We start from the raw sequence: 21,815 nt of genomic DNA, 5'->3' as shown, positions 1-21,815 counted from the left end.
CCTGCCATTAGGCTGGGTTGTTCAACCACTAAAGGGTAAAAGTCGTTACGACACGCACTAAATACAATCACTGTTTTAGAGGTTGCTAAGCGCTCAATAACCGATAAAAAATGGCTGCGTGTTTCGCTACTAAATATAGGTGAAGAAAGTAGTACTTCTAAGCGATCAATAAATAAAAATAACTGTGGTGTTTTAAGTTGTGTAGAGGCTTTGCTAAGTGCAACTTGTATGGCGTTAATTACGCCATCGATTGCCAATTCTAGCTGTTCTGCAAGTGTTTGCGCGCTTAATCCTTCAAACACAGGCTGGGCGTTTATATCCCAATCAAGCAGTACGGAAGCTAAATCTAGAAAAAGTCTATTTTTATGAACATCTGCAAAGTCGAGTTGACTATAAGAAATAACCCCAATGCCATTATAGCCTCGCTCATCAAGTAATTTAGGCAATATACCCGCATTAACAAGTGATGATTTACCCGTGCCACTAGGACCGAGTATTAAGCAAAATGCACGACCAAATTTAACTTGGCTCGATATTCTATTGAGTAACGTTTCTATAGATTGATTACGGCCAAAAAATAGGTGTGTATCACTTGGATTGTAGGCGCTTAATCCTAAAAAAGGAGAGCCACCTTGCCATGTGTTTTCAGTTGTTTTTATGTCTTCAGCTAAAGGAAACTCAAGTTTTGCAATAACGCGGTAACCACGCTTTCGAATAGTTTCTATGTAGGTGGGCTCACTTGCTTTGTCTCCAAGGGTTTTTCGTAACTGCGTAATTATTTTATGCAGCGGGTTATCGCCTATCTCAACATTTTTCCAGCATTGATCTAATAGCTCGTCACTCGTAACAATTTCGCCTTTTTGTAAGCACAGATGGACTAATACATCCATGGCTTTTGGTTCTAACTGTTTAGTTTTTTCTGCACGCTGAAGAGTATTTGACTGGGGATTGACTTGCCAATCACCTAAATAAAAAGGGCTGCGATTCATAATGGCTCATTATTGTTATTATGTAATTAAAGCGAGTGATTTGCCGACTTTTTTAACCAAGTCTTTATATTACAGATAAAATAACAAACAGATAAAGCGTTTTTACGCAGTAAAAGTGGTTTATTGATGTGGGTAATTCAATATTGAGTTACCCACTGAGTTTTATGACTCTATATCGCTTTTATTTATGGTAACTACGCGTTGAGGGAATGGGATTTCAATATCCGCATTATTAATTGCTTTATAAACACCACCGTTAATAGCCAACTTGGTTTCGATAATTTTAGTTGTAGGTACCCAATACCTGTAACTAATAGTTACGCCGCTATCAGCAAAGCGTTCAATACCCACTTGTGATAATGGATTTTGCGCGACTAATTCATGGGCTTTAAGTACGTCTTCAATAAGGCTAATCGCGTTATCAGAGCAAGCACTATAAGCTATGTCTATTTCACCTTTGACCAATGAGTAACTAAATGAGTTATGAAGTATTTCACCTACTATGTGCTTATTTGGAATGGTAATTTCTACTTTTTCTTCATTAATTAAAATGGTGTAGCCAAGCTCAATTGTTTTAACTTGGCCGCTTACATTTTTAACTTCGATAGTATCACCAACAACAAAAGGCCGAGTGGCTATAATGGCTAGACCCGCACCATAGTTAGAAAGCATGCCTTGCAGCGCTAAACCAGCACCTAAAGATGCAGCACCAATGGCTGCTACAAATGGCGTAACGCTGATACCTATTTTGCCAAGTGCAATAATTATAACCATTACAATTAGCAGTACTTTTACCACGCTACTGACAAAGTTAGTAAGCGTAATGTCAACGTTATGGCGGGTCATTAACGCGGCTACAAATTTGGCAAGCTTTTGTGCTATCCACAAACCAATGAGGACGATAAAAATAGCGCCAACAATTTGCATACTGTAGGTAACCATATACTCAGTAAGCATGGTGTAATATTTTTCAAACTGTTCGATTTCAGAACTGATCATAAAGCGCTCTATGTTAGGGCTATGTTGTATTTTTCCAACTATAGCAAAATGTTGACTAAAAATGGATATAACAGCGGCACTATAATTGCTGTTAATAAAGCACTTAGCGCCATTGCAACTGAGGAGTAAGCGCCTACTTTTGGATGCTCAGCAATAGCAGCAGCAGTCCCAATTGCATGACAAGCTGTGCCCATTGCAACACCTTGAGATTCGTGATTAAAAATATTAATGAGTTTAAAAAGCATAAAGCCAAATAAAGCGCCTAGTAAACCAATAAAAATAACTAAAGCCGCAGCAAGAGAGCTAATACCGCCTAATGAGTCGGTAACAATTAAAGATATTGGGGTTGTAACACTGAGAGCGGCAACAGATGCACTTAGCTGCGCAGGCGCATTAAATAGTATGCTTAGTAAAAATGCTACCACGGTTGCATTAACAATCCCTAAACTACATGTTGCGACTATGAGTAATAGGTTTTTTCGTACGTGTGTAAACTGTTGATATAGCGGAAGTGCTAAAGCCACAATCGCGGGCTCTAATAACCAGCTTAGTAATTTACTGTGCGAGGCAAATTGCGTATAAGGCAAATTTAGGTTAATTAGTAATAAAGCGATAATACTAATACTTAAAAATACGGGGTTAGTGAGCGATTTAAATACGCTGTTTTTTATACTTTGGTTTACGGCCCTTAGTGCTAAAAATAATACAATAATGAAAGGAATACTTAGCCACCATAAATTAGGCTGTAGCTCTGATATTGTAGAAAAAGTAAAATTATTCATTATTTTCTTTTCCCTTAAAGTACGCAATTACACTGCTAACAAGCAACAAGGTAGTTATAGGGACTAGCACCACAACTGAGACTAAAAATGCCCAGTGTGATTTTATAAGGCCGAGGTGTTCAATAAATCCCACGCCCGCAGGAATGAAAAATATAGGCATAATATTTAAAATAGGGGAGGCGCATGGTTTTACGTGTTGCTCTTTCACAATACCAGATAAGAGTAAAACTAATAGAATAACCATCGCAAGTAATGGTGCAGGAAAGCTTCCACCAATAAAATGCATAATGAGTTTAGCTAAGGCCAAACATAGTAAAATAATAGCGCTACTGAGCAGATATTTCATCAAAGTGGCTCACAGAAAAGATAAGAGCTTAACTTTAACAAATCAAACTCTATTATGCATTGTGCAATAGTCTACCAGTGCTTTGTATTTGCGTAGGTTATATCCGCTTTTCCTTTTGCTTTAGCAATTGCTTTTTTAGTGTTTGGGTTTAGCAATAAGCGAATTTGGCTGAAGGTTTCTTTAGCGAGTATTTTTCGTTGGTTTGGTTTGTAGCTAAGTTGTGTAACACGTTTAATAGCAGCAAGCGTATCTGGTGAACGCTCAAGTAATGTATCGAGCATGTTTTGCGTTGCTTGCTGGGTATCATCGGTAAGTTTAGTAACCAAACCTAGCTCATTTGCTTGTTGTGCAGTGATTGGGTTTGCGTGGCTTGCAAGCCAAAGTGCTTGGTCGCGTTTAACTAAACCGCTCATCATTACATTCGCTCCCATATCGGGGCACAATCCCCAACGCGCTTCCATAATGGCAAGTTTGGCATCAATATGAACAACTCTGTAATCTGCCCCCAACGCTATTTGCAAACCCCCCCCTAAACAGTTGCCATCAATTTGTGCAATAACGGGCACACTCAGTGACTGCCAGCCTAATACTACTTTTTGCGCTAAATTTTGATTGCCAGGTAACCATTTAAGCAATAATTTCACTATGTTCATTGGTGTAGCCATTACTGCAGATATATCAAGGCCTGCACAAAAATGCTCGCCATCGCCTTTTATTACCACAGCACGAATACTGCGATCTCTTTTTATATTTTTAATGGCTTTGTTTAGCTCTACAAACATTTCAAAGCTTAATGCATTTTGTTTTTTTGCTCTGCTAAGCGTGACAGTTGCAATGCCATTTTGTTTTTCTAGTTTTATCATTACACACTCCTCTGACCTGTTGCTTGAGCTTATGTTGTTATAGGAATTAAGTAAAGTGACGGTATTTCTTAAATAAATGGAATTTATTGCTAAAGCTGTAGTCTTAATAAATTGGTTTTAGATGAGAAAAAGCTAAATAATTAGAACTTGAGATAATAAAATTCTTCACGTTGTTATTTTAAACTTAAATTATAAAAAGTAATCTTTATATTCAATAGGTTAGATAAATTGTTATTTGTTGTTTTAGTTGTATGCTGAATAAAGCATGACTCGGTTACAAAAAAGTCAGTGTTTTAGGCTTTTTTTTATCAAAATGATGATGAGATTTGATAATATAGTCCAACTTAAAAGCTTAAGGTTAAGCACATATGTCGGGTCCACGTTTATATACGGTAGAAGAAGCAACTCACCAAGCTTATGATATTTTTTTAGAGTTAGCGCCAAATAACTTGAGTGAAAAAGATGTTGAAGACTTTAATGAGTTTAGAGAAGACCTAGGCTTCATTGAAGAAGACGAGCCAGATGATCAGTGGCAAGACTTTGTAGCCCTTGAAATAGAGCCAGAGCACTTTATTCAGGTCTTGGTTGGTTTAGAATTTGAAAATGATGATGTTTTGTTTGCTAAAATTTTGATTAGTCGTGATAAAGATGCTCCGTTTTGTCATATTTTATGGAAAGAAACTGAATAAGCAATACTGCTTATTTTTATAATTGTGTGCAGAGAGAGTGTTGTGCGTAAGTATTTATTTTTAATTTTTTTAATAATTAGCTGCCCAAGTTGGGCCGTTGATCCATTTGAAGATTTTCATGAATATGGCAAGCTCTCTGATGAAGAAATTCATGAGTTACACAAAGGTGAAATGTTTTACGGCGATACCGAATTTGGCTTTATTCTAAGCAAAGGTAACACCAATTCGACCAGTTTTAAGCTCAAAGGTAATTTATATCAAGACTTTGAAAAGTGGCGTAACCAATTCAAAATAGACTCTCTTTATAAGCGCGATGAGAACGACGAAAGCGGTGGCACTGATGTGACAGCTAATCGTATTTTTGTATCAGCGCAAGGTAACTATAAAGTAGGTGTTAAAAACTCTTCATTTTTTATTTACGGCGATTACGAAGAAGATGAGTTTAGTGGACTTGATTTTAAAAGTACGGTGGCGACAGGCTACGGTGCGCGTGTATATCAAGGTTCTAAAAACAAAGTAGATATTGATATAGGACCTGGTTTATATCGTTCAGTAGCTGATGAAGATTCGGATGTGAGCGAAGATGAAATCAATAAAACCGGTTATTTAGTACGTGTTGCAATGCAGTGGGAACGTTTGGTTTCTAAGCGTACTCGTTTTAATCAAGATGTGAGTATAGAGCAGTCGCTTTCAGGTCTTAATTCTCGCTTAAAATCGGAAACCGCACTGATAAGCCAAGTGATTGGCGCGGTATCACTCAAATTTACCTATATGTATCGTTATAATTCAAAACCCGAAGATGATAAACTCAAGTTTGACTCAGAGCTGAGTGCTACATTGGTGTACAGCTTTTAAGTATTTATTTAATTTAGAGAATATTATGTATCAGCATAAACAGTATGCGGTGTTTATCTTTTTTGTATTAGCGTGGATAGGCAGTTTTGTAGCGCTTGCATGGAACTTGTTAGGCGCTGATGGACCTTTAATGATATTTACTGGGATTTTAGTGCTGGTGGGCTTTTTGTTCCATGGTCTAACAGTAAAAGTAGATGATAAAAAAATTAGCTGGGCGTTTGGCCCAGGCGTTGCAGGGCAAAGCATTGAGCTTGGCGAAGTAGTAGAAGCTAAGGCAGTTCAAAACTCTTACAGACATGGTATTGGTATGCGAATTACTCACGATGGTTGGGTGTATACAGTATCTGGCTTTAGTGCAATACAGCTAACGCTTAAAGATGGCACTTTGTATCGAGTTGGCACAAACGATCAAAAAGGTTTACTAGCCGCTTTAAAAGAAAAGAATGTATCAATCGCGCTGCCTAGTAAGGCAAAAACTGAAACAGTTAAGCGCAACAATATGATATAAAAAAAGCGCCTTAGGCGCTTTTTTTAATTGGTATAACAGTGTATTAGTGGTCGTGACCACACCCACCTTCACCATGTACATGACCATGAGTAAGTTCTTCTTCGGTTGCATCACGTACTTCTAGTATCTCTACATCAAAGTTAAGTGTTATGCCTGCAAGTGGGTTATTACCATCTACAATAACTTCTTCATCTTGGATATCGATGATCATTACTGATTGGTCACCATCGTCTGTTGATGCACGAAATTGCATGCCGACTTCAATTTCCATACCTTCAAACATCGACTTAGGTACAGCTTGCATTAGGTTATCGTGGCGTTCGCCATAACCTTCATCAGGTTCAACTTTTACGCTAAGTGTGTCGCCTGGTTGTTTGCCTTGCAAAGCATTTTCTAGGCCTGAAATTAAGTAGCCTGTGCCAATGATAAAGTGTAGTGGCTCACCACCGAACGAATTATCAATGCTATTGCCATCATTATCCATTACCGAATAATGCATTTTTACCACTTTGTTTGCCGCAACGATCATAGTCATTCCTATTTATTCATCTTCAAGAGAGTAGGGTAGAGGCAGAATGCTTAGCTCCACCTGAGGTGTGTGTTTTGCACGAAGTACCTGAGTTACATCAGTATCGTTTGGCAACACAACAAGGCCGGTTAATTTTTTTGTTTGTTCATTAAAGCTTTGTGCAATAAGTTTACCCGCACGGCGCCAGTTTTCGCCTAATTGGGTTTCCAAATCAGGCTCTGAAAGTATCCCTTCGCTTTGACCTGAGACTATATACATTGCACGCTTATTTTTACCTAGGTACTTCATGCGAGCCACAGTTTCTTGACCGGTATAACACCCTTTTTTAAAGCTTATACCGCCAATAGCATGTAGGTTTACCATTTGAGGAACATACTCGCCAATTGCATCTGCACTTAACTGAGGTTCACCTGCAAGCATAGATGCTTGTTGCCAAGGAGCTTCGTTATCAAGTGTAGATACGTCATCAGGCATACTAAACTGACTATCAACCATTAATAAAACACGGTTATCAGCTAATTTTAGTGCTTTCCCGTTTTCAAAGTCACACGCGCTCGCATCACCTTCAAAGTTAATATCAAGTTGTGCGAGTACATCCGATAAATCATCACCAATGAGACCAATTAATCGCTTTGTGCATGCACTAATGTCAACTTTTGCAAATACGGCATACTTTTTTAGCTCGGCTAACGATTTTTCTACTTCGTTTTCGCTGCCTGTAAGGTAGTAGCTGTCTTGATAAGAAAATAATTTAAATACGCCCCAAAGTTTACCTTTAGCGCTGCAATGGCCAGCCCACAAATAATTACTGCTGGTTAATTTATTTAGATCTTGAGTGATTTGCCCGTGTAAATAAGATAATTTATCAGCGCCTGAGAGGCTAATAAGTTGATGAGATAACGGACATGCATAAACGCTCGACATAAAAACCTTCTTTGCAATATAAATGAAGTGACATAATAACGCAGTTGTTACGTATGGTACAGACAAGCGCTTATTGGTGCGGGTTTATTGTTTAATAAGAGATTAATAGCTGCTAAATAGGCTTGTGTTTGTTAAACTTAAGTCAATTAAGTATGAGGTTTAAAATGGTTGAAATTCATAGTAAAGCACGTATTCGTTGGGCCTGTCGTCGTGGCATGTTAGAGCTAGATGTTTTGTTTATGCCGTTTGTAGAAGAAGCATACGACTCTTTAAACGCAGAGCAGCAAGCTATCTTTCAGCGTTTGCTCACAGAAGAAGATCCTGATTTATTTGCATGGTTTATGGGCCATCAAGAGTGTAAAGATGAGCAACTAAATAGCATGGTTCAGCTTATCTTAGACCGAGTTCGTGTATAGGTTTACGGTTACAAATAATAAAGCTGACCACAAACCTATTGTGGTCTTTTTTTGTATGCTCGGTTTAATATTATGCCTATTTTTAAGTTCAGTATTAGCCATTATTTTTTGCTTAGTAATGAATGTGACCGCTGGTTTTGTAGTTTGGCAAAAAGTGTTAGCGATTCATCCAACCGATGGCGTTATAATATTAGAGCCTAAGCTATTTAGGTTTGAGGGCGGGAGCTTAAAAATCCAGGGTGAAATTAGTAAAAAAAGCCGCTTTTATGGCAATAGCATTTGGCTGCATATTAAGGGTTTTAGTGACAACCATTGGCTAATAATTTCAGCCAATGGTGTTAACAAACAAAGCTATGCGCGTTTAAAACGTGCTACTTTAAGCGCGATTAGTTGCGCTGAGGAGTCAAAATAGTCGGTGTTGGGTTTTCATTTTGTTCTGGGTAATCAATAGTATAATGTAGGCCTCTGCTTTCTTTTCGCTCCATTGCACTTCTGATAATGAGTTCTGACACTTGTACTAAGTTACGAAGCTCAAGCAAGTTATTACTTACTCTAAAGTTTGCATAATAATCGTGTATTTCTTGCTGTAGCAACTCAACTCTATGCAGTGCACGTTCTAAGCGTTTAGTAGAGCGTACAATACCTACATAATCCCACATAAATAAACGTAGTTCATGCCAGTTATGGGTAATAACTATTTCTTCATCAGAGTTACTAACACGGCTTTCATCCCAATGAGGTAGAGCCATTGGCTCTGGTGCTTGTTCAATTTTACTTAAAATATCTTTAGCTGCGGCGTGGGCAAACACAATACATTCTAATAGAGAATTACTTGCCATACGGTTTGCACCATGTAGGCCTGTGTAAGCGACTTCGCCAACTGCATATAAGTTATCGAGATCAGTTTTACCGTTAAAGTCGGTCATTACGCCACCACAAGTGTAATGTGCAGCAGGTACAACTGGGATTGCTTCTTTTGTTATATCAAGCCCTACACTTAGGCATTTTGCGTAAATAGTAGGAAAGTGCTCAATAATAAAGTCTTTATCTTTGTGGCTAATATCTAAATAAACACAATTAGCACCTAAACGCTTCATTTCAAAATCGATTGCGCGTGCCACTATATCGCGTGGAGCGAGTTCTTCACGGCTGTCAAAGTCTTTCATAAAACGAGTACCATCAGGTCGTTTTAAATAAGCCCCTTCACCGCGCATAGCTTCTGTAATTAAAAAGTTTTGTAGCTCTGGATGATAAAGGCTTGTTGGATGAAATTGATTAAACTCCATATTGGCAACTTTACAGCCAGCTCGCCATGCCATTGCAATGCCATCACCACTTGATACATCCGGGTTAGATGTATACAAATACACTTTGCTCGCGCCACCAGTGGCAAGGGCAACAAATTTAGCTGAAATGGTTTCTACCTTTTTAGCTTTTTTGTTCCACACATACATACCTTCAATATGTGAGCCTGTTTTTCCGGCGCTTTTATCTGTAATTAAATCAATGGCATTGTATTGTTCTAGGAGCGTTATGTTCTTATGAATTTTAACTTGGCTAATAAGTGTGGTCTGCACCGCTTTACCAGTAGCATCGGCTGCATGCAAAATACGACGATGGCTGTGACCGCCTTCACGTGTTAAATGAAAACGCTCTTTTCCTTTGCTATCAAACTCCATATCAAAGGGAACACCTTGGTCGATTAACCACTGTAGGCAATCGTGAGCATTGCTGGCAGTATAATGAACAGCGTCTCTGTCACATAAACCGCCGCCCGCATCGAGTGTATCTTCAACATGAGATTCTATGCTGTCGTTTTGTTTATCAAATACAGCTGCTATACCACCTTGAGCATATAAAGTAGAACCTTCTGTAAGCGCTCCTTTACTGATCACGGTAACGTTACAATAATTAGCGAGAGATAATGCAAGTGATAAGCCTGCTGCGCCGCTACCTATAATAGCGACATCTGCAATGTGATGTTTATTTTGGTTCATGTCAGAGGTACTTTGCGGTTACAATGCTCATATAGAGCAATATTTGTTTTTAATATCTGTAGTTGTACCATATTTGTCATACTACTACGTAGTGATTTTAAAGGCTTAGCGCCGTTATTTATCATCTATTTTATAAAAAAATAATATTAAGCAGAACTTTTTATTCATAAAGAGGTCAGAGTATTTGTGAACAATGACGACAATATGAATAACAAGCAAAAATCAGACATAGGAGTACCGGCTCGAATGAGCGAGCAGGAATTAGATTTAGTGCTAGTAAAAAGGGTCCAGCAAGGAGATAAAAACGCCTTCAACCTATTAGTAAAGAAGTATCAAAACAAAATTGCAGGTTTGATCTCACGTTATGTATCAAACCAAGGCGATATTGCTGATGTAGCACAAGAGGCTTTTATTAAAGCTTACCGTGCACTTCCTAACTTTAGAGGTGACAGCGCCTTTTACACGTGGTTATACCGTATTGCCGTTAATTGTGCTAAAAATTACTTAGTAGCCCAGGGGCGTAAGCCGCCAGCAAATGATATAGACGCCGAAGATGCCGAGTTTTATGATTGTGCAGATTCAATGCGATCTAATGCATCTCCTGAAAACCTACTTTTAAGCGAAGAAGTACGCGCTGTTATTTTTAATACGATTGATAGTTTGCCTGAAGATCTTAAAACCGCAATCACCCTTAGAGAAATTGAAGGGATGAGCTATGAAGAAATAGCAGTGGTAATGGATTGCCCGGTCGGGACTGTGCGTTCGCGTATATTTCGTGCCCGTGAAGCAATAGATAACAAATTAAACCCATTAATAGGCGAGTCTTAGTATGACAAAAGCACACCTTAACAAGTTAGATAACGAAGCGTTATCGGCATTACTTGATGGCGAGCAACATCTGACTGATGCAAAAATTGCAGAGCAAGATGTAACTACGTTTGGCCGTTATGCGTTAATTGGTGATGCGATGCGTGCTCAAAAAAATAATAACGACATACATATTGATATTAGCGATCGCGTTGCATTAGCACTAGAAAGCGAGCCTGTTTATGCTGACTTTAGTCAGTCAAAAACACAGCCTCAAGCAATCACTGAAACGGTACAAGATAGTAAAGTAGTGGCTTTTAATTGGCGCAAGCCAGTTGCTCAACTAGCAATTGCAGCCAGTGTGGCAATGTTTGCTATTGTAGGCGTTAATACGTTACCTCAAAGTAACAACGAGCAACAAAGCGAAATTCCATTACTACAAACCACACCGCTGACAGGTATGGCATCGCCAGTAAGTTACTCATCTGAGCCTGCGCTTGAAAATGCAGAGCAAGGTTTACGTGAATTACAGCAACAACGTATCGGTGCATTAGTTCTTGAGCATCAACGCCAAGCACGAGTTGCGAATTCTTTAGAAACAGCGCAAACTAATACCAAAGCGTCTGAGGAAAAAAACTAATTAAATGAAAGTAATCACTTTTGTTCTGTCGTTGGTAGTAAGCTTTAATGCATTTGCTAACGACACAAATCCTGCCAAAGATTTATTACTAAAAATGGCTAATGCCGTTCACACCCGTAATTTTGACGCTTCGTTTGTGGTTGTCAAAGGTAAAACAATGGAACCCTACCGATGGGTGCATGCTTTACAAGGTGACACAGAACTTGAGCATTTAAGTTTACTTAACGGTGCTGGGCTTGAAATGGTCCGTATTGACAACCAAGTTACTTATTTTGAACCTCAGTCAGAACCATATTCCCTAAAAACAGATTCAATAGCTGGTCCAATCCCTGAAGTACTTTTTAAAGATATAGATCGCTTAAGCGCGCACTATGATTTTGTACTAGGTGGTAAAGGTCGTATTGCAGGGCGTGCTGCACAACTAGTTCGCATAGAATCTAAAGACGAGTATAAATATAATTATTGGATTTGGCTGGATATGGAATCGTCGTTGTTACTAAAAGCCGCTTACGTTAACCACGAAGGTGAAGCTTTAGAGCAGTTACAGCTTACTCATATTAGTGTGACAGAGCAGCCAGCAGGTATGTTACTTGAAGTGCTCAATCGAAACTTTCCAACGCCGTTACCAAACGATGCACTTGTAAATGAAGATAGTACTGCTACTAATTGGCAAATCAGTTGGTTACCAGATGGCTTTGAATTACTAAAATCAGACAGACATAAGCTCGATTTAAATAACGAATTAACAGACTATTACTTGTTCTCTGATGGTTTTGTTGAAATTTCGGTATTTATTCAGCGTCCATTGCCGGGTAAGCGTTTAAGTGGTGCACTAACCTCTGGTGCAACGACAGTATATGTGCATAATGGCGGTAATTTTGATGTATCGGTTGTTGGTAATGTACCGAGTATGACCGCAAAAGCGATTGCTGAGTCAGTTACCCGCGCATTATAAACGATTCGTAAGGATTGTTATGATTGAACAAACCCTCACTGTTGTGGCCCTCGATGGCCACATTGCTCATTTAGAAGCACAACAAAAACAAGCATGTGAAGGCTGCAATGGTCGTTGCGGCTCACAAGTGTTTGGTAAGCTGTTTGGCACTGCAAAAAAAACCTTCCCTTATAAATTTGAATCCTCTGTTGAAGTAGGACAAAAGGTAACCTTGTCACTTGACGATAGTCACGTCGTTAAGCATGCATTTGCGGTATACATGCTTCCGCTCCTTCTAAGTTTGGTTTTTGCACTGATTGCAGCGCAATTGTTTATGGCTTCCGAAGCTTGGCAAATTTTAGCTGCAGCTTTAGGTGGTGTTACTGGCTTTTTTATAGCTAAAACTCGCGTGAGATCGCTAAAGCACGATATAAAAGTTATAAAAATTCACCCAATTAGTATCCCTTTAACTCAAATAGATGGTGATTGACGCCAATTAAATGTAAAATTGCCGTTTTATACCAAAGTAACTTGGAAATACAGGGAATAGTGGTTTTTAAAATTATTTTATCTAGTTGGGTTATTTAAGTTAAGAAAGCATAACTTATTGTTATTTAATAAATAAAATAATTGTAACCGATCTTAAAAAGCGTGAGTGAAGTCTGTAATTTACAAGCTGAGCTTATGGCATCCTAAAGTAAGTATTTTCAAGTCACTTAGGTATTCATATTTAGTCCATTAAAATAGAAGTATAGAATCCAGTTTATGAAGCATATCCGTAATTTTTCGATCATCGCCCATATTGACCATGGTAAATCGACCCTTTCAGATCGTTTGATCCAAGTTTGTGGCGGTTTAACCGACCGTGAAATGCAAAAACAAGTTTTGGATTCAATGGATATTGAGCGCGAACGTGGTATTACCATTAAAGCGCAAAGTGTAACGTTGAATTACAAAGCGAACGATGGTGAAACTTATCAACTTAATTTCATCGATACTCCAGGGCACGTTGATTTTACGTATGAAGTATCGCGTTCTTTAGCCGCATGTGAAGGTGCGCTACTCGTTGTTGATGCAGGCCAAGGCGTTGAAGCACAAACATTAGCTAACTGTTACACCGCTATTGAAATGGAATTAGAAGTAATTCCAGTACTTAACAAAATCGATTTACCGCAAGCAGATCCTTTGCGCGTTGCAGAAGAAATTGAAGAAATTATTGGTATTGATGCCCTTGATGCAGTGCAATGTAGCGCTAAAACGGGTGTAGGTATTGCCGAAGTACTCGAAATGATTGTTAGAGATGTTCCACCGCCAGTAGGCGACAAAGACGCACCTTTACAAGCGCTTATTATCGATTCTTGGTTTGACCCATACCAAGGTGTTGTATCACTTGTGCGTATTAAACACGGTGAGTTACGCACAGGCGACAAAATAAAAATAATGTCGAACGAGCATATACATACAGCTGACCAAGTAGGTGTGTTTACACCTAAGCAAACTAATACCGGTATTTTAAGAACAGGTGAAGTAGGCTTTGTTATTGCTGGCATTAAAGAGATACATGGTGCACCAGTTGGCGATACTATTACTCATCAAAAAAATGCTGCTCCACTTCGTTTACCTGGTTTTCAAAAAATTAAGCCACAGGTTTATGCAGGTATGTTTCCAATTGCATCAGATGAGTATGAATCGTTCCGTGATGCACTTAATAAATTAAGCTTAAACGATGCGTCGTTATTCTTTGAACCAGAGAATTCAACTGCACTAGGTTTTGGTTTCCGCTGTGGCTTTTTAGGTATGCTACACATGGAAATCATTCAAGAGCGTTTAGAGCGTGAATACGATATTGATTTAATTACAACGGCACCTACGGTAATCTATGAGATAGTTACTAAAGAAGGTACATTCCAGATTGATAACCCGTCTGATTTACCTGCAGTAAACGATATTTTAGAAATTCGTGAGCCGATTGTTGAAGCTAATATTTTGGTACCACAAGAATACTTAGGTAATGTTATTACTTTGTGTATTGAAAAACGCGGTAGCCAAACAAAAATGACTTATCACGGAAAGCAAGTAGCTGTTACGTACGAGCTACCTATGGCTGAAGTGGTAATGGACTTTTTTGATAAATTAAAATCAACAAGCCGTGGTTTTGCATCGCTTGATTATAACTTTAAACACTTTCAAACATCAGATATGGTGCGTGTTGATATTTTAATCAATAGTGAGCGTGTTGATGCACTTGCGATTATTGTTCATAGAGATGGTGCGCAGTCTCGTGGTCGCCAGTTAGCTGATGCATTAAAAGAGCTTATTCCACGTCAAATGTTTGATATTGCGATTCAAGCAGCGATTGGACAACACGTTATTGCACGTACTACGGTAAAACAGTTACGTAAAAACGTAATTGCTAAGTGTTACGGTGGCGATGTGAGTCGTAAGAAAAAGCTACTTAAAAAGCAAAAAGATGGTAAAAAACGTATGAAGCAAGTAGGTAATGTTGAAGTGCCTCAAGAAGCGTTTTTAGCTATTTTAAAAGTTGGTAAATAAAAACAAAGGATTATAAATGGCTGGTTATTTTTCAGTTTTATTGGTGCTATTAACCTTAGGCTCAGGCTTAATATGGTTAATAGATCACTTAATGTATGCACCTAAAAGACAGGAGCGTTTAGCGATAGCGCAAACGTCTGCTGGAGCTCCGTTAGATGAAGAAACTGCGGCATTAATTGCACCAGAACCAGTACTAACAGAAACAGCAAAGTCGATTTTTCCGATGATTGCAGCAATTACTATTTTTAGATCATTTATTTTTGAACCGTTTCAAATTCCATCTGGTTCAATGATGCCTACACTGTTAGTAGGTGACTTTATTTTAGTACAAAAGTATTCATATGGAATAAAAGACCCAGTTTGGCGTACTCAATTAGTTGATATTGGTGAACCTGAACGTGGTGATATTGTTGTTTTTAAATACCCTTTAGATGAAAGTGTTGACTATATTAAACGTACGATTGGTTTACCTGGCGATAAAATTGTTTATCGTGATAAACGTTTATATATTCAACCAAACTGTAAAGAAGGCGAAACCCAACAGGGTGAGCTTTTATGTAATGAATTCAATAAAATTGATTTTAAACTAATTAATGATAACGAATTTAAACAAGGCCCAATGCCTCTAGCTCGTGTGAATGAAAATTTAACAACAGTTACGCATGATATATTAATCAACCCACAAGCGCCTGAGAGAAAAGGGCGTTACTATCAGCAACCGGGTACACCTTCTGATGAATGGACTGTTCCTGCTGATCATTATTTTATGATGGGTGATAATCGCGACAACAGCCAAGATGGTCGCTTTTGGGGCTTTGTACCAAAAGAAAACTTGGTGGGTAAAGCTGTCTTTATATGGATGAGTTTTGAATTTGAGAATGGCCCTGATGATATTTTACCAGGATGGGTTCCAACTGGTGTTCGCTTTGAACGCCTAGGTAATATTCAGTAACGATGAAAAAAAATGTAACAGAATTATATAAAAAAATTGGCTATGAATTCGCTGATCAAGGTTTACTTGAGCAAGCAATGACGCACCGCAGCCACAAAGGCCAACATAATGAGCGACTAGAATTTTTAGGCGACTCAATTTTAAGCTTTGTGATTGCCAATGCACTTTATGCCAAATTTCCTAAAGCGCGTGAAGGCGATTTAAGCCGCATGCGTTCAACACTTGTGCGTGGTCAAACACTTGCCGAGTTTGGTCTTGAATTTGGTCTAGGCGATTATTTACGCCTAGGGCCGGGTGAGCTTAAAAGTGGCGGATTCCGTCGCGAGTCAACGCTTGCTGATGCAGTAGAAGCTATTATAGGCGCTGCATTTTTAGATTCAGGTATCGACAGTTGTGGCGATCTTATATTGGCGTGGTACCAATCACGTTTGGATGCTATTTCACCAGGGCTTAACCAGAAAGATCCTAAAACCCTGCTGCAAGAGTATTTGCAAGCTCGTAAATTATCGTTACCGGGCTACACGGTTGTTGATACTAAAGGCCAAGCACACAATCAAACATTCACGGTCGAATGTATTGTTGATGGAATGGATAGCATAATTTCTGTTGGTAGCTCGCGCCGTAAGGCCGAACAAAAAGCTGCCGAAAAAGCATTGAAGATACTTAAAAATGAACCTTGATACCTTAATACAACCTCATGAACGTGATGTAGATACATTTTGTGGAATGGTTGCGATTGTCGGTCGACCAAACGTAGGTAAATCGACTTTGCTTAATGAAATCATTGAGCAAAAAGTGAGTATTACCTCACGTAAACCACAAACTACACGTCACCGTATTATGGGTATTCATACTGTAGATAAACACCAAGCGGTATACATAGATACACCAGGTCTACACGTTGAAGAAAAGCGTGCTATTAACCGTCTAATGAACCGAGCAGCGTCTAGTTCTATTGGCGATGTGGAACTTATTATTTTTGTTGTTGAAGGCACTCATTGGAATGCTGATGACGATATGGTACTTAATAAAGTATCACAAAGTGGTAAGCCTGTATTATTAGTTATTAATAAAATTGACCAAGTTAAAGACCGTGATCTTGTATTGCCTCATATGAAGTGGTTAAGTGACAAGTTTGATTTTGTTGGAATTATGCCAGTATCGGCAACGCAAGGTAAAAACGTTGATTTAATCAAAGAAGAAGTAACTAAGCGCTTACCTCCTTGCGAATTTTACTTTCCTGAAGATTACGTAACTGACCGTTCGATGCGCTTTATGGCAGCTGAAGTCATCCGTGAAAAGCTAATGCGTTTTATGGGTGAAGAGCTACCGTATTCTGTGACTGTTGAAATTGAGCAGTTTAAATGGCAAGACAACGGTATTTGGCACATCAATGGGTTAATTCTTGTTGAGCGCGAAACACAAAAACGCATGGTTATTGGTAATAAAGGCGAAAAGCTAAAAACCATTGGCCGTGAAGCCCGTAAAGACATAGAAGAAATGCTTGATAACAAAGTGTTTTTAGAACTTTGGGTTAAAGTTAAGTCGGGTTGGGCTGATGATGAGCGTGCACTAAGAAGCTTAGGTTACAGTGAAGACTAAACCAAGCAGTAGCTTAGTGAATGGATAGCGACTTCTACACCGCTTATTTATTACATCGGCGTCCTTATAGTGACTCCCAAGTAATGTTAGATATGCTTGTAGAAGGCGTTGGTCAGTTAAGAATGCTGGCCCGAATTAGTGGTCGCCAGGCCACTAAGCATAAAGCACAACTTCAGCCGTTTCAGGCACTCCTTGTTAATTACAGTGGCAAGTACGATTTAAAATACATCAATAAGTTTGAACTGCATGGTAATTCGCACTTTTTAAAAGGTGATGAGCTTTATTGTGGTTTTTATTTAAATGAGCTGACTAACCGCATCGTTCCTGTTAATGAGCCAATTGAACAAGTATTTGAGCTATATAAATCCCACCTAGGAAACCTAAACAGCGGAGCTAATTTACAAGAAGTACTTCGCTCGTACGAATTTCAATTATTGGAATTACTCGGTTATGGTGTGGATTTTAGTTTTGATGCCAATGGTGAACCAATTGATGAAAAGCAGACGTATAGTTATTTCCCCGAACTTGGTTTTTTAGTACAAGAAGATACGCGTTCTGGATTTAGTGGCAAACAACTCAACGCCATAGCAAATCATGACTTTAGCCAAAGTGATGTGCTATATATGGCAAAGCAATTAAGCCGCTATTTATTAAAACCCTTATTAGGTAGTAAACCATTAAAAAGCCGTGAGCTATTTATGGCCTCTCAATAAACGTAATTTTACAGGTAAGAAAATGAAAGATATTCTTTTGGGTGTAAACGTAGATCATATTGCAACACTTCGCCAAGCGCGTGGAACAAGTTACCCAGATCCAGCTCATGCAGCCAGTGTAGCAGAGCATGCAGGCGCAGACGGTATTACGATTCACTTACGTGAAGACAGACGCCATATTCAAGATCGCGACGTTTATGTGATGGCTAAAACTATCCAAACTCGCATGAATCTTGAAACCGCTGTTACCGATGAAATGATAAAAATAGCACTTGAAGTAAAACCTGAGTACGTGTGTTTAGTACCTGAAAAGCGCGAAGAGTTAACCACCGAGGGCGGCTTAGATGTAGCTGGTAATATAGATAAAATTAAAGCCGCAACAAAAACGCTTACCGATGCGGGTATTAAAGTATCGCTATTTATTGATGCGGATAAAGCCCAATTAGATGCAGCTAAAGAATGTGGTGCTCCTTATGTAGAAATACACACAGGCGCGTACGCTGATGCAACAAATGATACTGATTTACACAAAGAGTTAGAGCATATTCGTGAAGGTGTTAAATACGCAGCAAGCTTAGGCTTGATTGTTAACGCTGGCCATGGCCTTCATTATCATAACGTTAAACCCATTGCCGCGATGCCTGAGATTTACGAGCTAAATATTGGTCACGCTATTATTGCTCGTGCAGCAATAGATGGACTCGATAAAGCCGTACGCGATATGAAACGCTTAATGATTGAAGCAAGAATGTAATACGAACTTACATAAGTATTCAAATAGCTTAATTAAAAACGCGGTAAATACCGCGTTTTTTTGTATCTAAAATAAAACCTTACCTTTGCAGTTCGGTCACACTTGCATCTGCAAGTAGGTTTTCAAGCTCGTCCTGTAACTCAAATAATTCAGGTTCAATATTCTCTAACAAGCATTTATTTTTAAGTGAGGTTTCAATTGTTTCTGCGAGTGATTTAAGTTTTGGTACACCCGTGTAGCAACATGCGCCATGAAACTTGTGGACAATACTTAAGACTTGCTGACAATCGTTACCCTCTATCGCTTTAGCAAGCAATGTAAGAGTTTCAGGGACGCTTAGAAGTAGCATATTAAGCATCTCTAGCGCTAACTCGCTCTTTCCGCCAGCACGCTGTAGGGCTTGCGCCCAATCAATTCGGCTACTTTGAAATGGTGCAGGGCTTTGTGGTGTATCTGTTTTTGTTTTATCACGATTAACCGGGGTCTGTGGACTATGGTCGCTAATAATTTGTTTAAGCATATCTTCATCAATAGGCTTAGTTAAATAGCCTTTAAAGCCATCTTTTAGTAGTTGCTCTTTTTCGCTTTGAAGGGCATGTGCCGTTACAGCTATAATTGGTGTATCTTCATTAAGTGATGATTCGCGAATAAGCTTGCATGCGGTTATACCGTCCATAATTGGCATTTGTATATCCATAAAAATTATGTCGTATTTATGACTTTTACTTAAGCTGTATGCTTGTGAACCATTATGAGCCGTTTCTATTACTTCAATTTGTTCACTTAATAAAGTATGGAGAAGTTTTAAGTTAGCATCGTTATCATCAACAACCAATACCTTTAACGGCAGCNAGCAAAGCTTGATCGTTTTGTTCAATATTATGAGTAGGGTGGTCAAGCCTGTAAGGTGCGGCAAGTACTTCACATAACTTACGGTGATTAAGTGGTTTACTTAAACACGCATCAGCACCGCTACCTATAAAGGCTTCTCGCATATTGTGCGATACAGTATTAAGCATTAAATATAAGTAATCAGTAGATTCACGCACGGCTTTTACATAGCTTTTTAGTTGCTGCATATCATCAACTGATGCCATGTGGCCAATTAAGCAAACATCATATTTATGTTCAGTATTTTTTATAGCGTCTAAAAAGCTAGTCTCGTTAAAACATGCCGTCACGCTTGATTCCCACTGAGTTAATAACGAAAGTACAGCGTGATGTGTATGCTCGTGTGGCTCTAAATACAAAATACGTTTACCAATGAGCGATTTAGTCGGTAAGTCGTTAGTAAATACATGATTTGGCAAACTAAACACACTATTAAATGTAAAACAGGTACCGTTACCTGGCGCAGAATTTAGTGTTATGCGGCCACTCATCGCTTCAACAATATGTTTGGTAATAATAAGACCAAGACCTGTACCACCAAACTTACGTGTAATGCTTGAGTCTGCTTGCCCAAATGGAGTAAATAAAGAGTCTTGCTTATCCATAGGTATACCCACGCCAGTATCTGTTACTGACACAAGTAAAGAAGTGCGTTCGTCGTCGAGTAACCGATGGCTTATATCGACCTTAATTGAGCCTTTTTCGGTAAATTTAATCGCATTACTTAATAGGTTTATCAGCACTTGTTTAAAGCGAGTGGGATCGCCCGTTAAGTCATCCGGTACTTGTTGGTTAATGTAAATGGATAGCTCTAATTGCTTATCGTGTGCGCTAGGAGCGAGTAGCGTCATCACTTCATTTACAGCATCACGAAGTTGAAACTGAATCGACTCAAGTTCCATTGCACCCGCTTCTAGTTTGGAGAAGTCTAGAATGTCGCTAATAATAGTCATTAAACTATTTGCTGATAGCATAATAGTGTCGAGATAATCTTTTTGATGCTTGTTTAGTGGTGTTTTATAAAGCTGGCGTGTAAATCCAATAACACCATTTAACGGAGTACGAAGTTCGTGGCTCATTTTAGCTAAAAAGTCTGATTTTACGCGGTTAGCATCTTGAGCTTCTTTTTTTGCAAACGAGAGCTCTATATTTGAAGTTTCGTATTGCTCTAGTGTTTCGCGGTAGTCGCTAGTTGCTTGATCAATATTTTTTTGCATTTCATCTTTTTGCATCACCATAGTGTGAGCAATGGTGTTTAAGCCTTCTCGCAATAGCTCAAATTCACCTATCATGTTGTCGTTAAGGCCAGTACTTCTTTTACCTTCAACTAACTTGTCGGTTGCAAGTACTAACTTATTAAGCGGCGTCATAAACATGCGGCTTAACCTTAAAGCTAAAATTGCTGCAAATACCAATGATAAAATAATTACAATACCGCTAATTAATAAAGCACGTTGCTGCCCTATAACTGCCTGGTCTTTGTTTAGCTGTATAATAACGGTGCCCAAAGATGACTGAAAAGCCGATGGGTCCCATTTAGAGTCGTGACTTGTATGGTTAATAATGGGCGTGAAGAATGTAACAAGCTCATCTGACTTTTGCACACGGGTCGTTTTTAAATTTATGAGCGTTTTTTGATTAATTAACTTTTCAAATGAGCGGTGATAATTACTGGTCATTAATAGCGCATTATTTTTATCAAAAATAGCAATCGACTTAATTGTAGGGGAGTGCTTGTTATGCGTGTAGCTTATAAGGCGATTCAATAGCTGTTTGTTTTTTTCGAGCATGGGCTGCTCAAGCGCAATAGCAAGGGGCTCAGAAATAGTAGTACCTTGCTGATATAAAATTTCATCAAGCTCAATGTAACGATTTATTGTAAAATAGCCACCAAGTAGTAATCCTATGATCACCGTTGGGATCAGGGTCAGTGTTAAAACAGAATCGCGTAAGCCTAATTTGGTCATAATGGGAGCGTTTTATCGTTATTAGTATGATTTGAGTATATACGGTTCAACACGCATTCTAAAGCATCTAAATATAGGTGCTTCATAAATAAACTGAAGGTAATG

The 21,815-nt window shown here is 38.7% G+C and carries 23 protein-coding genes and 1 pseudogene; 15 read left to right on the top strand and 9 right to left on the bottom strand.

The genetic code is table 11. The annotated features are described in order from the left end of the window. The 5 genes from L656_RS0107780 to L656_RS0107760 all read right to left on the bottom strand — a co-directional run. The coding region (locus L656_RS0107780; protein WP_024598767.1) for an nSTAND1 domain-containing NTPase at positions 1 to 989 on the bottom strand (989 nt) is incomplete at its 3' end. Between the two features lie 162 nt (positions 990 to 1,151). After that, a complete protein-coding gene (locus L656_RS0107775; RefSeq protein ID WP_024598766.1) occupies positions 1,152 to 1,988 on the bottom strand; it encodes a mechanosensitive ion channel family protein in 837 nt (278 codons plus the stop codon). A gap of 38 nt (positions 1,989 to 2,026) precedes the next feature. Beyond that, positions 2,027 to 2,770 carry an LrgB family protein gene (locus L656_RS0107770; RefSeq protein WP_024598765.1) on the bottom strand — a complete coding sequence of 248 codons (744 nt, stop codon included), beginning with the start codon at positions 2,768 to 2,770 and terminating at the stop codon, positions 2,027 to 2,029. Further along, a complete protein-coding gene (locus L656_RS0107765) occupies positions 2,763 to 3,116 on the bottom strand; it encodes a CidA/LrgA family protein (protein ID WP_024598764.1) in 354 nt (117 codons plus the stop codon). Before L656_RS0107765 ends, L656_RS0107770 begins: the two co-directional genes overlap by 8 nt. Before the next feature lie 71 nt (positions 3,117 to 3,187). Next, positions 3,188 to 3,979: a crotonase/enoyl-CoA hydratase family protein gene (locus tag L656_RS0107760; RefSeq protein ID WP_024598763.1), complete on the bottom strand. Its 792-nt coding sequence runs from the start codon at positions 3,977 to 3,979 to the stop codon at positions 3,188 to 3,190. A gap of 368 nt (positions 3,980 to 4,347) precedes the next feature. Here L656_RS0107760 and L656_RS0107755 point away from each other — a divergent pair, with 368 nt between their 5' ends. The 3 genes from L656_RS0107755 to L656_RS0107745 are packed head-to-tail and all read left to right on the top strand — an operon-like array spanning position 4,348 to position 6,031. Then, positions 4,348 to 4,668 (top strand): HI1450 family dsDNA-mimic protein, encoded by a 321-nt coding sequence (locus tag L656_RS0107755; RefSeq protein WP_007581697.1) that lies wholly within the window; start codon positions 4,348 to 4,350, stop codon positions 4,666 to 4,668. Positions 4,669 to 4,710: 42 nt separating this feature from the next. Continuing rightward, a complete protein-coding gene (locus tag L656_RS0107750; RefSeq protein WP_024598762.1) occupies positions 4,711 to 5,523 on the top strand; it encodes a DUF481 domain-containing protein in 813 nt (270 codons plus the stop codon). 25 nt (positions 5,524 to 5,548) lie between these two features. After that, positions 5,549 to 6,031, top strand: coding sequence for a hypothetical protein (locus tag L656_RS0107745; protein WP_024598761.1), 483 nt, complete (start codon positions 5,549 to 5,551; stop codon positions 6,029 to 6,031). Between the two features lie 43 nt (positions 6,032 to 6,074). On the opposite strand, the gene L656_RS0107740 is transcribed toward L656_RS0107745, so the two are convergent. After that, positions 6,075 to 6,560, bottom strand: a complete 486-nt coding sequence (locus L656_RS0107740; protein ID WP_007581704.1) for an FKBP-type peptidyl-prolyl cis-trans isomerase — start codon at positions 6,558 to 6,560, stop codon at positions 6,075 to 6,077. Positions 6,561 to 6,572: 12 nt separating this feature from the next. Beyond that, the gene (gene ygfZ / locus L656_RS0107735; RefSeq protein WP_024598760.1) at positions 6,573 to 7,484 is read right to left on the bottom strand and encodes a CAF17-like 4Fe-4S cluster assembly/insertion protein YgfZ; all 912 of its coding nucleotides are present in this window, start codon (positions 7,482 to 7,484) and stop codon (positions 6,573 to 6,575) included. Between the two features lie 164 nt (positions 7,485 to 7,648). Between ygfZ and L656_RS0107730 the strand changes: the two genes are divergently transcribed. Together L656_RS0107730 and L656_RS0107725 are read left to right on the top strand one after the other, a co-directional pair. Next, positions 7,649 to 7,900 (top strand): FAD assembly factor SdhE, encoded by a 252-nt coding sequence (locus L656_RS0107730; RefSeq protein ID WP_024598759.1) that lies wholly within the window; start codon positions 7,649 to 7,651, stop codon positions 7,898 to 7,900. Between the two features lie 55 nt (positions 7,901 to 7,955). Then, positions 7,956 to 8,312 carry a hypothetical protein gene (locus tag L656_RS0107725; protein WP_024598758.1) on the top strand — a complete coding sequence of 119 codons (357 nt, stop codon included), beginning with the start codon at positions 7,956 to 7,958 and terminating at the stop codon, positions 8,310 to 8,312. Here L656_RS0107725 and nadB read toward each other — a convergent pair. Continuing rightward, complete coding sequence (nadB, locus tag L656_RS0107720; protein WP_024598757.1) at positions 8,287 to 9,897, bottom strand: L-aspartate oxidase; 1,611 nt, start codon at positions 9,895 to 9,897, stop codon at positions 8,287 to 8,289. The two genes, L656_RS0107725 and nadB, sit on opposite strands and share 26 nt — an antisense overlap. 246 nt (positions 9,898 to 10,143) lie before the next feature. Between nadB and rpoE the strand changes: the two genes are divergently transcribed. The 10 genes from rpoE (at position 10,144) to pdxJ (ending at position 18,852) form a co-directional block, all read left to right on the top strand. Beyond that, entirely contained in the window at positions 10,144 to 10,725 is a 582-nt protein-coding gene (gene rpoE, locus L656_RS0107715) for an RNA polymerase sigma factor RpoE (protein ID WP_002958721.1), read from the top strand. Between the two features lies 1 nt (position 10,726). Beyond that, complete coding sequence (locus L656_RS0107710) at positions 10,727 to 11,344, top strand: sigma-E factor negative regulatory protein (RefSeq protein WP_024598756.1); 618 nt, start codon at positions 10,727 to 10,729, stop codon at positions 11,342 to 11,344. A gap of 4 nt (positions 11,345 to 11,348) precedes the next feature. Continuing rightward, entirely contained in the window at positions 11,349 to 12,299 is a 951-nt protein-coding gene (locus L656_RS0107705; protein ID WP_024598755.1) for a MucB/RseB C-terminal domain-containing protein, read from the top strand. A gap of 19 nt (positions 12,300 to 12,318) precedes the next feature. Further along, positions 12,319 to 12,768 carry a SoxR reducing system RseC family protein gene (locus L656_RS0107700; RefSeq protein ID WP_024598754.1) on the top strand — a complete coding sequence of 150 codons (450 nt, stop codon included), beginning with the start codon at positions 12,319 to 12,321 and terminating at the stop codon, positions 12,766 to 12,768. A 275-nt stretch (positions 12,769 to 13,043) separates the two neighbouring features. Beyond that, on the top strand, positions 13,044 to 14,831 hold the full coding sequence (gene lepA / locus L656_RS0107695; protein WP_024598753.1) for a translation elongation factor 4: 1,788 nt from the start codon (positions 13,044 to 13,046) through the stop codon (positions 14,829 to 14,831). Positions 14,832 to 14,847: 16 nt separating this feature from the next. Beyond that, the gene (lepB, locus tag L656_RS0107690) at positions 14,848 to 15,783 is read left to right on the top strand and encodes a signal peptidase I (protein ID WP_007581726.1); all 936 of its coding nucleotides are present in this window, start codon (positions 14,848 to 14,850) and stop codon (positions 15,781 to 15,783) included. 2 nt (positions 15,784 to 15,785) lie between these two features. Beyond that, positions 15,786 to 16,463, top strand: a complete 678-nt coding sequence (rnc, locus tag L656_RS0107685) for a ribonuclease III (protein ID WP_024598752.1) — start codon at positions 15,786 to 15,788, stop codon at positions 16,461 to 16,463. After that, positions 16,453 to 17,385, top strand: a complete 933-nt coding sequence (era, locus tag L656_RS0107680; protein WP_024598751.1) for a GTPase Era — start codon at positions 16,453 to 16,455, stop codon at positions 17,383 to 17,385. The genes rnc and era overlap by 11 nt, the downstream gene beginning before the upstream one ends. A 20-nt stretch (positions 17,386 to 17,405) precedes the next feature. After that, positions 17,406 to 18,098, top strand: coding sequence for a DNA repair protein RecO (gene recO, locus L656_RS0107675; protein WP_024598750.1), 693 nt, complete (start codon positions 17,406 to 17,408; stop codon positions 18,096 to 18,098). A 22-nt stretch (positions 18,099 to 18,120) separates the two neighbouring features. After that, positions 18,121 to 18,852, top strand: coding sequence for a pyridoxine 5'-phosphate synthase (pdxJ, locus tag L656_RS0107670; RefSeq protein ID WP_024592969.1), 732 nt, complete (start codon positions 18,121 to 18,123; stop codon positions 18,850 to 18,852). A gap of 79 nt (positions 18,853 to 18,931) precedes the next feature. Here the strand turns inward: pdxJ and barA are convergent. Continuing rightward, positions 18,932 to 21,710: pseudogene (barA, locus tag L656_RS01000000122045) on the bottom strand (two-component sensor histidine kinase BarA). Positions 21,711 to 21,815 lie beyond the last annotated feature (105 nt).

It is taken from the genome of Pseudoalteromonas sp. TAE56, assembly GCF_000497955.1.
Taxonomy (GTDB): domain Bacteria; phylum Pseudomonadota; class Gammaproteobacteria; order Enterobacterales; family Alteromonadaceae; genus Pseudoalteromonas.
Note: the sequence above shows the minus strand (reverse complement) of the source record. Positions and strands in the feature narration are given on the sequence as shown.